Source organism: Glutamicibacter bergerei (assembly GCF_054495185.1).
The window spans coordinates 3,302,016-3,315,411 of sequence record NZ_CM137131.1 but is presented as its reverse complement, the minus strand read 5'-3'; the positions used below and the strand labels follow the sequence as shown (position 1 = coordinate 3,315,411).

10 protein-coding genes are annotated in these 13,396 nt (G+C 57.0%); 8 read left to right on the top strand and 2 right to left on the bottom strand.

Annotation, left to right across the window (positions count from 1 at the left end; genetic code table 11):
- Positions 1–19: 19 nt before the first annotated feature.
- The 3 genes from ACX5K5_RS15320 to ACX5K5_RS15310 all read left to right on the top strand — a co-directional run bounded on the left by ACX5K5_RS15320 (position 20) and on the right by ACX5K5_RS15310 (position 4,054).
- A complete protein-coding gene (locus ACX5K5_RS15320) occupies positions 20–1,198 on the top strand; it encodes a thiolase family protein (protein WP_459174711.1) in 1,179 nt (392 codons plus the stop codon).
- Positions 1,199–1,279: 81 nt separating this feature from the next.
- A complete protein-coding gene (locus ACX5K5_RS15315) occupies positions 1,280–2,128 on the top strand; it encodes a 3-hydroxyacyl-CoA dehydrogenase (protein WP_459174710.1) in 849 nt (282 codons plus the stop codon).
- A gap of 1,128 nt (positions 2,129–3,256) precedes the next feature.
- Positions 3,257–4,054: a carboxylate-amine ligase gene (locus tag ACX5K5_RS15310; protein WP_459174709.1), complete on the top strand. Its 798-nt coding sequence runs from the start codon at positions 3,257–3,259 to the stop codon at positions 4,052–4,054.
- 119 nt (positions 4,055–4,173) lie between these two features.
- On the opposite strand, the gene ACX5K5_RS15305 is transcribed toward ACX5K5_RS15310, so the two are convergent.
- A complete protein-coding gene (locus tag ACX5K5_RS15305) occupies positions 4,174–5,841 on the bottom strand; it encodes an alkaline phosphatase D family protein (protein WP_459174708.1) in 1,668 nt (555 codons plus the stop codon).
- A gap of 107 nt (positions 5,842–5,948) precedes the next feature.
- On the opposite strand from ACX5K5_RS15305, the gene ACX5K5_RS15300 reads away from it, so the two are divergent.
- From ACX5K5_RS15300 to ACX5K5_RS15280, 5 genes are all read left to right on the top strand, one after another.
- Entirely contained in the window at positions 5,949–6,395 is a 447-nt protein-coding gene (locus ACX5K5_RS15300) for an SRPBCC family protein (RefSeq protein WP_459174707.1), read from the top strand.
- 46 nt (positions 6,396–6,441) lie between these two features.
- Complete coding sequence (locus ACX5K5_RS15295) at positions 6,442–6,771, top strand: hypothetical protein (protein WP_459174706.1); 330 nt, start codon at positions 6,442–6,444, stop codon at positions 6,769–6,771.
- Between the two features lie 60 nt (positions 6,772–6,831).
- On the top strand, positions 6,832–7,053 hold the full coding sequence (locus tag ACX5K5_RS15290) for a hypothetical protein (RefSeq protein WP_459174705.1): 222 nt from the start codon (positions 6,832–6,834) through the stop codon (positions 7,051–7,053).
- Positions 7,054–7,913: 860 nt separating this feature from the next.
- On the top strand, positions 7,914–9,287 hold the full coding sequence (locus ACX5K5_RS15285) for an SIR2 family protein (protein WP_459174704.1): 1,374 nt from the start codon (positions 7,914–7,916) through the stop codon (positions 9,285–9,287).
- Between the two features lie 224 nt (positions 9,288–9,511).
- Positions 9,512–11,353: an ATP-binding protein gene (locus tag ACX5K5_RS15280; RefSeq protein ID WP_459174703.1), complete on the top strand. Its 1,842-nt coding sequence runs from the start codon at positions 9,512–9,514 to the stop codon at positions 11,351–11,353.
- 583 nt (positions 11,354–11,936) lie between these two features.
- On the opposite strand, the gene ACX5K5_RS15275 is transcribed toward ACX5K5_RS15280, so the two are convergent.
- A protein-coding gene (locus tag ACX5K5_RS15275; RefSeq protein ID WP_459174702.1) for an IS3 family transposase occupies positions 11,937–13,225 on the bottom strand; the annotation gives its coding sequence in 2 pieces (ribosomal slippage) (positions 11,937–12,952 and positions 12,952–13,225; 1,290 coding nt in all).
- Positions 13,226–13,396: the final 171 nt, after the last annotated feature.

Below are 13,396 nucleotides of genomic sequence, written 5' to 3'. Positions count from 1 at the left end.
CTATCAGGAGAACCACCACATGCGCCAAACAGTCCTTGTATCTTTCGCCCGCACCCCCATTGGCCGGGCCTACAAAGGCTCCTTCAATGACACCTCGGCCCAGACCCTGGCCGGACATGCCATTACACACGCGGTCCAGCGCGCCGGACTCGCGCCAGGGGAGATCGACGACGTCATCCTGGGAACTGCCCTGCAGCAGGGCAGCCAGGGCATGAACCTGGCCCGGCAGGCTGCCCTGCGAGCGGGGTTGCCCGTCACTGTGCCGGGGATGACGGTGGATCGCCAATGCGCCTCCGGGCTCATGGCCATCGCCATGGGCGCCCGCATGATCGAGGGCGGCGATGCCAGCATCGTGGTTGCCGGCGGAGCCGAGTCAGTGTCCCTGGTGCAGAACCAGCATTTCAACTCCCACCGTGCTCAGGATCCCTGGCTGCAAACCCACGTGCCTGGACTGTACTCAAGTATGCTCGACACCGCGGAACTCGTCGCCACCCGTTATGGAATCTCCCGCGAAGCGCAGGACGCATACGCCGCCGAATCACAGCGGCGCACCGCCTCGGCCCAGCAACGCGGTGCCTTCGACGCGGAGATCGTCCCGCTGCCACTGGGCCCGGATGCGCAGGCAAGCGCCGAGGTGCTGACCCGCGACGAAGGCAATCGTCCCCAAACCACAGTTGAATCGCTCGGTGGGCTGAATCCAGTATTGGACCGAGACGCTAAAAGTCCCGGCAAGTTCAGTGTCACCGCCGGCAATGCTTCCCAGCTTTCGGACGGGGCCGCCGCCGTGGTCCTCATGGACGCGGCTGAGGCTTCCCGCCGGGGCCTTGAACTGCTGGGCATCTTCCACGGCGTTTCCATCACAGGTTGCGCACCCGAGGAGATGGGCATCGGTCCGGTCACCGCCGTCCCGAAACTGCTCTCCCGGCATGGATTGTCCATTGATGACATTGACTTGTGGGAACTCAACGAGGCTTTCGCCTCCCAGACGCTGTACTGCCGCGACACCCTCGGCATCGACCCGGAACGGTTCAATGTCGACGGAGGGGCCATATCCATTGGCCACCCCTACGGCATGAGCGGTGCCCGCATGGCTGGGCATGCACTGCACGCAACCCGGGAAAGTGGCGGCAAATATGCAGTGGTAAGCATGTGCATCGGCGGCGGCATGGGCGCCGCCGGGCTCTTCGAGGCTCTCTGAGCATTCGCATCACCTTGATCCCACATACACGCAATGTCCCTGCTTTCCGGCAGCACATTCCCACCAACACAAGGAGTCACCATGGAAAATCTCACAGTTCTCGGCACCGGAGTCCTCGGATCGCAGATTGCCTTCCAGGCCGCCTATCAAGGCAAAGAGGTCGTCGCCTATGACCTCACCGACGAGATCCTTGCAAAACTGACGGACCGCTGGGAGTACCTCAAGCCTCTCTATCTGCGCGATCTGCCCGATGCCACCCCCGAAAAACTGGATGCTGCCATCTCACGCATCCGCGCCAGCAGCGATCTGGCCGATGCCCTGAAGGACGCCGATCTCGTTATCGAGGCGGTCCCGGAGGTTCTGCAGATCAAACGCGACACCTGGTCCAAGGCCGGAGCCCTGGCGCCCTCGCATACGGTGTTCGCCACGAACTCCTCAACGTTGCTGCCCAGTGATATCGCCGATGCCACGGGGCGTCCGGAAAAGTTCCTGGCCCTGCATTTCGCCAATGAGGTCTGGCGACAGAATATCGGTGAGGTCATGGGACATGCGGGTACCGATCCTCAGTCTGTGGATGCCGTGGCCACGTTTGCCGAGGAAATCGGAATGGTTCCCGTCAAACTCAAGAAGGAGCAGCCCGGATACATTGTGAATTCACTGTTGATTCCGTTCATGACCGCGGCTTCGAAGCTTTTCCTGCACGATGTTGCGGACGTCGCGGAAATCGATAAGACATGGCGCATCGCCACGGGCTCGCCCTTTGGCCCCTTCGAAATCTATGACATCATCGGCATGGAAACCCCGTATACCCTCAATGCCCAAAGCGAAGATCCCGAAATGCGCGAATTTGCGCAGATCCTCAAACGCGACTTCATCGACAAAGGCCGGATGGGACGAGGCACCGGCAAGGGCTTCTACGACTACGAATAGCCCCGGCCGGTTCCTAATCTGGGATTTTTGCAGCCGGATCAACGTAGGACAAGGACTTCCCACAAGCATCGGGCATGATCCAACGGGCTCCAGCCAATGCCAGGGGGCCGGTGCCAGAGACCAACCTCATTGGCCAGGCAACGAAAGGAACTGCGCGTGGCAATAGATCCTGCCGCCTGGAAAGGGTGCTTCCAAGCGACGACCTGGGGCATGTAGGAGATTTCGGCTAACGTGTTTGTCTTCTGCAAATAAGGCCAATCACCATCCCGGCTGGCACCGCATATTGCGGGTCAGCCGGGATTTTGGTGCCCGGTTGTGCGAAAGCCAGACTTTGAAGTCAGGAATGAAAGTGAGGTCCCTGGGGAGGCTGAAGACGCCTACCGGAAAAGGCGCCGGAAGCCAGCCTGATGTTCGTCGATGTAACTGGCGACCGCCGGCATCTTGAGGAGGGGTGGGTGGACATAGCCATCGGCGATGAAAGAAGAGTTGACCGCCAAAATGGAAGGTTAGGACGAGAAGCTCATCAAATTGCTGAAAGCCATCGAATTCCCGCTGATAGCCCGCGCGCTCACCGACTGCTCGATTGTGGACGAGGCATTGGAGCAGCATCAAAACGAACGGCGTCCGCTCGCCACTGCTATTCAGGACGAGTTAGAGGCATCAAGAGGTGCCGGCCGTAGGGTAATTTCTAGCCGCTGTTGCCGGGGTGGTCCCTTTGGATGAGTGGTGAACTTCGGTCACCACCCAGGGACAAAGCCGGTGTGTTTTGACCTGAAAGTAGTTAAGGGGCGTTGGGACTTGGTGCCGCTGATCATGTCTTCGTAGATTCTGTCGCATCCGGCCTTCTGCACAGCGTCGAGCTATAGGTCCAGGTTTTGGTCCCCGGCGGAGGCGGGCATGCAGCCGATACGGTAAGCGGACTCGACTGCACCGTGTCGAGAATTATTTTATGAGAACCGATGGCGGGGAACCGCTCGTTCGTAGAAAATGCGCTAATGGGTATTTATCGAAGCATCTGCAATCCGCACGTCAGCGGCATTTGAACACTTCTAACGCAACACGATACGCAAAGGCGCAGCCCGGTGAACTGTACTCCGTTCCGCAGCCGTCCGTGCTGCGGATGCTCGTATGCCACTTGCGGGAACGTTCCCGGGGACGGCTTGCGCGCTACTGGGATTCACTTATCCGGCCCTTGCCAGGGAACATTTCATCTGTGGGCTACATGTTCACGTGCAAATTCCGGACCTCAGTGTGGGCCTCAGAGCCATGAATGCACTGCGGTCCTGGCTTCCCATACTTTCTGCCATCGGAGCGAATTCGCCATTTTGGAACGGAGAGGACACCGGCTTCGCATCGTGGCGGACCATCCACTATCAGCGATGGGCTATCACGGGAATCCCTCCAGCGTTCGAGAGCATCAAGGGCTACGAACAGTACATGAAGAGGATTTCTGCTTCAGACGTTGTTCTGGACAACGGGCATATCTGTTGGAGTGTCCGGCTTTCTGAACGATATCCAACGGTTGAAGTGCGGGTAGCTGACACTCAGCTTTCTCCCCGGGAATCGGTGATGATCGCCCTGCTCATCCGGGCGATAGTCGATACCGTCGTGGAGAGCCCTCGGCAGGGTGCTCAGCTTTCAACGGGGCTCTTGGAACTGAGTTTGTGGCAGGCTGCCAAGCATGGTTTGGACGGCAGTTTCTTCGATCCGCGGCACGGAATGAATATTGATTCAGGAACGGCGATGCAGCAGCTTCTGGACTATGTGGCTGATGCATTAAAGAAGAATGGGGACGAGACCTACGTACTCGAGCAACTGAATCTGATGCATTCGCAGGGCAATGGAGCCCGCCGCCAACGCAGCAGCTGGGATCGCGGCGGATTGGAGCAGCTGATCCTCGAAGGAGCCGCTAATTTCTGCATCTAAACAGAGATCTTTCACATGGGTTCAATAACCTCTCGGCGCGCTCTTGCTGCACGCCGATGACCTCCAGCAGGCCTTGGCATGGAGCAAACAGATGTGCAGCCCCATGTCTGCAGGCCGGCTCAACCCTCGCGCGGCTCGAGCACTGCCACTTCGACGGTTTCCAACCTCGGGTGCAGGTGGTCTCGGTGCTCAACCACCCCCGTGACCCAGCTGATCACCAGCCCATCCTCGGTGTCCTCGAGGATGGCCAGATTGTTATCGAACCACGGCCCCTTGATGCCGCGCCAGCGAAAGGGCGGGTCCGGCACATGTGCCCTGCGCGCCATCCACGCCCCGAACGGGACGGCCGGACCCAAGGCCAAGGCTGCGGCAAAGTAGCGCATGAACCGGGGCAGCGGGTTGCGGATGGGCGAACACACCGCCTGCAGGATCCTGCTCCCGCTCTCGCGTTCGACCTCGGAAACATAGGAGAAATGCACGTCGCCGGAGAGGAACGTGACCGTCTGCGGGGCCGGTCCGCGCTTGCCATCGGCGACCTCGGTGGCCCACCGGGCGACGTTCTGGAAACTTTGCTGGAACGCCGCCCAATGCTCAAGGTCCACGGCCCGGCGCAGCCGTTCGCCGAGCCACGCCCGGGCCGGTCCGCGTTCCCCGGAGGAACTGGCCTCATTCCACGCTTCGACGTGATGCAGGCCCATGGGCAGCAGGAAGGGCAGTGAGGTAGCAACCAGCAGGTGGCGGAATCCGCCGTGCATATGCTCGTCGAGCCACGCATTTTCCGGTGGATCGAGCAGGGCACGCGCCTCGGGGTCCAGGCTGCGCGAGGCACGGGAGTCCACCACGATCAGCCGCACCGCATCCCAGTCGCGGCAGTAGCTGAAGCGGTATTCTTCCGGTGCGCCGTCAACGCGCTCGGCGAACCGGTCCAAGTCGGCTGTAATATCCAATTCTTCGGGACCGGTGTGGGACGCGATGCGTTGCCACAGTGGATCTGCAGCCCGCCCCTCGGGGGAGAGGTTGCCCAGGTGCTGATAGATCCAATACGAGCCGAGGCCCGCAACAATGCGTTGGTGCCACCAGCTGGTCTGCTCCATGTTCTGTTTCCAGCTCAGTGAGGAGTTCCAATCGTCGCGGATGTCATGGTCGTCGAAGATCATGGCGCTGGGCAGGGTGGAAAGAAGCCAGCGGTTGGCCGGGTCCGACCACGCCAACCGGTACAGGTGGGCGTATTCCTCGAAGTCCTTCAGCTCCGCCCCGGGTTCTTCCTTGATGTCGCGCCGGCTGCGGATGAACTCGCGCATCTGCTCACTGGTGGAGTCCGCATACACCTGATCGCCGAGGAAGAGCATCAGATCCGGCCACGGTCCGTGCTCCGGACCCGCCATGGACAGGGCATAGGCGCGCATCGCGTCCACCCCGTGCTTGCGGTTGCCCGCCGCGTCATGCGGAACGCTGGTGCGGCAGGACCCGAAGGCCAGCCGTGGATTCTTAGCGGGGTCGATGGTGGCGATCATTGATCCGGGGAACTCATCCTCGCGCGGCCAGACCGGTTTCCCATCCAGATGCACACTGTAGGGATTGACGCTTCCAATCTCCAGCCCGCACACCTGAACCAACGCATAGTGGTGGCCGTGGGCCGCAAAAGTCGGCGCACTCCAGGTTTCTTCACCGCAGCGGACCTCGACGGTGCAGGAGCGAGCTGTCTCCACCCAGATGCTGGCGGAGCTGGCATCCACGTGGCGCAGCATCGGACCAAGGACCAGGTCCTGATCGTTTTGGTGGCTCATCGATTTCCCTTCCTAAGGGTGCAGGTCAACCAAGAATGGCACAACAACATCGTGGGGGATAGGCCCGGTTGCAGGGCAAGGGATCAGATCCTGCATAGGATGGGCTGATGAGTGAATCCCCGTATCTGCAAACCCGCCGCCGCCTCGTGGCCGCCGCACCTTCAGAGATCTTTGAACTGCTCACCGATCCGGCCATGCACCCGGTCATCGACGGCTCCGGAACGGTGCGGGCCTCGAATGCGGTGGAAGGCAAACTCAGCCTGGGCAGCGAGTTCGGCATGCAGATGCGCCTGGGGATCCCGTACAAGATCAGCAATACCGTGGTGGAATTCGAGCAGGACCGGCAGATCGCCTGGCGGCACTTCAGCGGGCATCGGTGGCGCTACCAGCTGGAAGCTGCAGATTCAGGAACCATGGTCAGCGAAACTTGGGACGCGAGCCGGGTGCGGCACCAATGGCTGCTGCGGCTGATGGGCTTCACCCGGAGCACCGGTCCCAATATGGAACGCACCCTGGAACGGCTGGCCGCGCAGTTTCCCGAGGCTTCGGAGTAAGGGGCTCTTTGCCCTGATTAACGCTTCGATGACGAGGCAAAACCCCGTGCCCGGCCGCAGCGACGCGTTCTTGCGCAAGTTCACTGAGCTCATCGTCGGTCCGCTGGGAAAACACAGCAATCCGGGGTGGATCAACCCGGGCTTTATCACCATCGAGCGAGTGCTGTTGCTCCTCACCGTGGTGGCCGCCCTGTTGGCCGTCGCCTCCAAGAGCACCTGCCGGCTGAGCCTGCTATTCGAACTTGACCGCGTTCCTCAGCGCCCGCGAGTTCACCGAGAACGCGTTCTCGCCCTTCGCCGCGGACGCCGAATCCGAATACCCGGTGCTGATGTCCGTTGTTACCTCGGTGACGGCAACACTAATTTCGGCCGGTGAATTCGAAAGGGCCCTGCATTCTTCGACCTGAATTTCTTGTTGGTGGTGGGCCTGTGGATCATGGTGGTCGTGGTGACGGCCCGTATCGCCGGGCGCCGACCCTGGGATGCGGCGATGATGGCGCTTGCCCCCGGGGTCATCCTGGCGGCAACGATAAACTGGGACATGTGGGCGGTGGCGTTTCTGGCCGGGGTGCTCATCGGCCTGGATACCTCGAAGAAGGTCTTCCCTCGGTTTTCCATTGGGGCGATGATCGCGCTGTCCATCCGCTCCGGCCGGTAGTGGTGTCCGTAACCGGTGCAGGCCTTACCATGGTATTCGGCTAGGGAAGTCGTGGTTCCATCCAACTTCACGATGGGAATGGTGTTGATGTTCATACCAGATTCAGCAATCTGCGGTCCTATTACATTCCTAGCAGGCTAGATTGTTCGGTGCATCCGGCCGGAGGCAGAGACGTTTTCTGCGGGTAGGAGAGCAAACTATTCGTTCCTAGGCGTCTCCCGGGTTTCCGTACTTTTACCAGGTTTTTTGGGTGCAGAACATTGAGCGCTTTGTCGCGTCTACTCGGCTAGTCAATGTGCCAGAAACACCATGGTCGATAGACGAAGCCAACACGGCATACTCCAGCCGCCGTAAAACATGAAACTGTCGGTCGTCGCATTAAAGCTTGATTAACACGCGGGCGTGCCCGAAGAATTTCGCCGTGGACTCTTTAAGAATGTCTCGCAACTAATGCTGCTGACACTATTCAAGGATCTTAGTTGCAACGCATAGTTGTAAGAATTTTCTACCATCGAGTTCCCAAGGAATTTCAGCTGGGGGACTGAAGTCTGATGAGACGTCTTGCAACCCTTGAATTGCGAGACAGTCATAATGCTCATTTTCTCAATCGACCGAAAGCCGAAGTGGGGGCGATCCCGTAGGGGGTAGTCTCGTCGCACTATGCACAGCCCACCATTCACAGCGTATGCTTCATACCGTACGCTCAATACCGAGCTGGGGCTCAGCGCTGCTGGAAATTTTGCTATGTTCTCATCAGCAACATAGCAAGGATTAGCCTCCCAAATTGGGACGCATAATAGGCTGATATAAGACTAGTTCGCGATATACGATGTTTCGCAGCAACGCATGGAGAAGCATAAATGGGTGAGGTACCTGAGACAGATAATGGGCTCGGACTTTTTGTTGTAGGCGGGAAAGTAAAATCCATAGTCACCGAGAACGATCGACAGGTCGTGGTCGACTATGTCGCTTCTCTGCTACAGGTTCATAACCTCGTGATCTTGATCGGTTCCGGCGCTTCATTCCATCTGGACTCGCCTCAAACCCGCAATCTCAAGAACGAGGCAGTTATTGATCTCATTGAATCGGCGTCGCAAACCATTGAGACTGCGGACCTAGCGCTTCTATCATTCTTAAACCCGAATGATAGTGGGGACCTAGAAAAGCTTCTCAACGGACTTCAACTAGCTGCCTCGCTCGCAGAGCAAGCAGCACTTTCCAATGTAACTTTTGGTGAGGGCGCTTTAGCGAAGAGCTTCACACGGGACCAGATCAACAGTCTCAAGGGAAAGATCAATGTTGCCTTTGCGAAAGCCTGCGAGTTACCACGCCGGGATTCCTCGCTTGCAGATCCACTTGCTGCTCACCGGCAATTCTTTTCTCGCATTGTCCGAAGCAGGCGTTCAAACCTGCCGAGGACGAAAGTCTTTACGACAAACTATGATCTGGTTATCGAACGAGCGTTGGATCAGCTCGGGTACCCCTATATTGACGGTTTCAGCGGCACGGTGGATCGTCGGCTAAACCTCGCCTACTACGGGCTGGATTTCCATAGGGTAGAGACTGCCTCACAACAGGTTGTCGCCAGGGCAGATAGCGCTCTGTACTTACATAAAATTCATGGCAGCCTGAATTGGAAAGCAGTCGTAGATGGCTCTGCCGGTGTGACAACGCTGGAAGTGGTTCAGGTGGCCGAAGGCACTGCCTCGATTGATGAACCGGTGTTAATCTATCCAACAACAGCAAAGGAGGGGGATTCCCTCTCCTACCCTTACTCCGACCTAATGAGGCTCTTGAGTGATGCTGTCCAGCAGAATGATACTGCTGTCATCACGATCGGATACGGATACAGCGATCCACATATCAACCGCATTCTTCTGCGAAGCTTGGCAATCAATCCCGCACTTAACGTTCTTGCGATCGATCCATTTGCGGTGCTGGGCAACGGGCCCGAACTTGGTAAAGCGATATCGGATGACGACTTAGTAGGAAGAACCTTAGCCGCTCGTGGCCACTCGGTACTTAATACTCCTATCGGAGCACTTGCCGCGGCTAATGATTCCCGGATCGCCGTGTTGACTGGGCCCGTGGGCAAGTTCGAGAACATAGTGGAACTTCTTCCCGAGCCTGGACTCGAGTTGAACGTCACTCCGCCTGCCGCGGTTATGACTCTTATCGAGTCGCTCGAGCGATTTACGGCGAACGAAACCTCGCGCAGCGGGAAACAGGCATGAGTGACGTAGGGGTAATCGGACGAGTTTCTTCAGTCCAGAGCACTGTTATTCGAGTCTCACTCGACATCGGTTCGAAGGGGTTCACGAAGGTAGGACCCGATGGGCTCCAAACCGTGGGTGTCGTCAACTCATATATCACGGCACCGGCAGGGGCACATCGAGTAGTGGCCATAGTTACTGGCGTCTCAATTGTTAGGGGCAATGGTCGCGAGTCCGGACGTGATTTGCTTAGCGAAGATGATCAGTCTGAATATGAGCTAGAGGCTGCCGTGGTGGGTCGATTTGAAGGCGAAAAGTTTGGATCGGGTCTAACCGCATACCCATCGCTACACGCGCCAGTGAGAACGGCGACGCCCCTTGAAGTTAAAAACATCTTCCTGCCCAAAGATGTTCGTTCACTCCGCCTTGGTTCGTCGGTGGTTGCGGCGGAGCAAGATGTGTACCTAGACGCAAACTTGCTGCTTAGCCATCACTGCGCGGTTGTAGGTTCAACCGGTTCAGGAAAATCTTGTACCGTTATGGCGCTTATCGACGGTCTTCTCGATCATGACGTTCCGAGTGGACACATAGTCATCTTCGATATTAACGGCGAATATGCTCAGTCCTTTGCTAAGGACACTCCGCGTGGTAAGAAGTGCCGAACTCTAATATTAGGCCCTGAACCAGGAGCTCAATCAGGACTCTTCTTGCCGCATTGGTTCATGAACAACGAGGAGCACCTGTCCCTTTTTCGTGCGAGTGAAGGGGTGCAGGCCCCGGTAATTCAACGTGCTGTAGCAGATGCAAGGATCGCGGAAGCATACTCACCAGCAGAAGCTGACAGCCTTGAGAATGTACGTAGCACACTAGCGATTCTCCAGTCTTACTTCTCTAACTCGGTGGATGCCGAATCACCGGCCTATCGACAGCTGGATTCCCTCAAAGTGCTTACGAGCTGGCAGGCTAATCAAGGCACAAAGATTCAGGTACGTTGGCAGAAAATGGCAATTCTGGTTTCGGAAATGATGACTTTATCAGAGCTCAGAGACGGGCTAAAATATACGCCGCTCACAGCTCGGCATCGGCATCATTTGAGTATTTTCATTGAGTCAATGAACGAGGAAATTGCAGGCGCGCTTGGCGAACTTGGACTCGGTAGTGCCTCGACGGGTGCGGACTTTGATGCTCCGGTTTACTACGACCTCCAACAGCTTTGCGACTTTTTTCTCCCCAATCGCATTCAGCGAGAGCAGGCGAACGACAATCGTATCGGCAGTTACGTGGCAACGTTGCAGATGCGCTTAAGCAGGCTTTTGGCGGATGGGCGATATGACTTCATGACTCGTGTCGAGCAGCATGATGATCCTTTAGGCTCGTATCTTCGTCTTCTCATGGGTGAAGACCCGACAAAGGGTAATTTAGATTCGGATTGGCCATCAGCAGGAACATTCGGGGTTCAAAGTCAAAACCATAAATCAGGCCCGTCGGTGACTATCTTTGATCTCAGTCTAGTTGCGAGTGATGTGCTTGAGAATGTAACCTCCCTGCTCGGACGAATCCTCTTCGACTTTGCAGTACGCAGCGATCCAAGGGCGGAGCACCCGATGCTTCTTGTTCTCGAAGAGGCCCATCGATTCGTTCCGGCTCGTTCGGAGGCTAGTGGCACCGGGATGAGGTCGACCGCTGTTTTCGAACGTATTGCGAAGGAGGGGCGGAAGTTCGGTATGTCCTTGCTGCTGGCCAGCCAGCGACCGAGTGAACTCAGCGAAACCGTCGTCGCACAGTGTGGCACTGTGATTGCTCATAGACTCACGCATGAGGCTGATCAGGCGTTATTGAGGCATGCGACTGCTTTGAGTTCCAGGGCGTTGTTAGATCAGCTCCCGGGACTGGCTCAGCAACATGCGCTCGTCACCGGTGTAAGTACGGGAGTACCCGCAGCTCTCCGAGTTAGGGAAGTCTCGGATCCGCCTAAAAGTAACGATCCTGACTTTATGGAGAGCTGGACCGACCCTGGTCGCCGCACTCGACTGTCAGCCCATATCGACAGAGTCGTTAGCTCTTGGCAAGGCTCAAAGATGCCGTAGGCATCGCTTTTCAGGAACGCATTCACGCTCTAATCAACTTGTTCGTGGTATGGCATCACCTGATAGGTATAGTCCTAGGCAGCGGCTGCACTATCTGGCGGCATATCAGGACAACTTCCTGAAGGATTACGTTCCGCTTGTGTCAAAGAAAAATCATGGCCTCACGCCGAAACGTATCAAAAGGGCTTTATGATCGCATTCTGCTAACAGTCCTCTTTACTTGAGATAATCTCGGTTATTGGCTCTTAACTCACGGGAGTAGAAGCTGCTGCCTATACACCAATATCGCGATAATTCACAGACCAATAAACGTCTGGAATGGGGTCCAGACAGCTCATCCGTACCGCTTGGGGACGTTATGCGAGGTGTCTCCAAGCGGTATAGCCCTACCAAGTAGGCTCACATTTCAAAACGAACCGGTGCGAAGCGTAAAAAATGGGGCCCTTTATAAACAGATGTAAATGGTTTCGAGTCCAACCGACGCCGGCCTCTCGCTGCGTTGTGGTTGTTTACCGCATAAACCCAAAGGACATTTGATATAAATCAAATCTCGATAAGCAGGGGATTTGAACCGTCCCGGAAATCATGCCGCCGTCTTATGTGCGGCAGCGTCGGGAAACGAGCCTGTCATTTCATCATAGTAGGCACGCTCAAATTCCTCGGGAGTTTGTTGATCCAGCGAGGAATGCAAGCGATCATTGTTGTACCAAAAGACCCAGTCGAAAACGACCTCAACGACATCTGATTCGGTCTTCAACGCACCACTACGGAAGGGAGAACCCTTGGCCACGGCTTCATTCTTGAATAATCCCATGACCGTTTCGGCAGCCGCATTGTCGTAAGCATCCCCGACACTGCCAATCGACGGAACCAGCCCCTCAATTTCTAAGGTGTCGGTGTAACGGATCGAGGTATATTGCGAGCCAGCGTCCGAATGATGTAGAAGTCCCTTGTCAACTGGTCTTTTGGTGTGTTTTCGGCGCCATAAAGCCATCTTCAAGCACTGTTCCACGAAGGCGGTGTCTTTCACCGTGGAGGTTTCCCACCCGACGATCGCCCGTGAATACAGATCGATCACCAAGGCCACGTAGACGAACCCGGAATACACCGGCACGTAAGTGAAATCTGTGACCCAAATACGGTTAGGGGCACTGGCGCTGAAGTTCCGATTCAGTAGGTCGCCAGCTCGTTTGCCGTCCTTGCCAGGGATCGTGGTGCGGGTCTTACGTCCACGAATCAGGCCGTTCATGCCCTCGTCACGCATGAGTCGGTCAACGGTGTGTTTGGAGACCTCGGGGAAGCCGTTGCGCCGCAGCCAAGCGGTCATCTTTCGCCGGCCATAAAGGATTTCTGGCTTCGGTCTTCCTTTAGCGTCTAACACTTTGAGGCTGCGTAACGTGTCAATGACCTTGGCATCTTCAACTGCTCGCAGGGCCGGAATCCTTATTTTCCAGGCCCGGTAGGTTCGTGCGGCGACCTGCACGCCCTGCTCACGCAGGACGGCGCAGATCGACTCGACCGCATGACCTTCGGCCCGCTGCTCATCAACGAATCGGCAGATTAGCGGCGGCGAGGGTCGAGTTCCCTCGCGAAGAAAATCGATGCAGCTTTCAAGATTTCGTTGGCTTCCTTCAAATCCCGATTCTCCGCCCGCAACGCCTTGAGCTCATCGAGTTCGGTAGTGGTTGGGCCGTCCTTCTCACCGGTGTCGACCTGGGCTTGGAGCACCCAGCGACGCAATGATTCGGGGCCGACATCCAGCTTCGGAGCCAGAGCCTTGCACGCTGCATACACGGAAGGATATTCAGAGAGCCGGTCCACAACCATCGCTACGGCGCGGTCACGAACTTCGGCAGGATACTTCTTGGGCATGGTTTCTATCTTTCTCTCGAAAGACAGCGGCATCAAATCAGGGACGGTTCAATTTCCTTTGGCTTTACACACACTCTTACTCGCTGACAGACACAACCCGCGTCCCACACGGGCACCCCCACTCTGCGAGGTCGCGCTACCTGTCTACGCCACCGTGCCAGGAGCAAGCAC

What these genes read in the sequence shown, in the direction of transcription:
- ACX5K5_RS15290 (WP_459174705.1), top strand. Translation starts at nt 6,832, where the DNA reads ATGGTGGTCGTGGTGACGGCCCGTATCGCCGGGCGCCGACCCTGGGAT.
- ACX5K5_RS15305 (WP_459174708.1), bottom strand. Translation starts at nt 5,841, where the DNA reads ATGAGCCACCAAAACGATCAGGACCTGGTCCTTGGTCCGATGCTGCGC.
- ACX5K5_RS15300 (WP_459174707.1), top strand. Translation starts at nt 5,949, where the DNA reads ATGAGTGAATCCCCGTATCTGCAAACCCGCCGCCGCCTCGTGGCCGCC.
- ACX5K5_RS15285 (WP_459174704.1), top strand. Translation starts at nt 7,914, where the DNA reads ATGGGTGAGGTACCTGAGACAGATAATGGGCTCGGACTTTTTGTTGTA.
- ACX5K5_RS15320 (WP_459174711.1), top strand. Translation starts at nt 20, where the DNA reads ATGCGCCAAACAGTCCTTGTATCTTTCGCCCGCACCCCCATTGGCCGG.
- ACX5K5_RS15310 (WP_459174709.1), top strand. Translation starts at nt 3,257, where the DNA reads ATGCCACTTGCGGGAACGTTCCCGGGGACGGCTTGCGCGCTACTGGGA.
- ACX5K5_RS15315 (WP_459174710.1), top strand. Translation starts at nt 1,280, where the DNA reads ATGGAAAATCTCACAGTTCTCGGCACCGGAGTCCTCGGATCGCAGATT.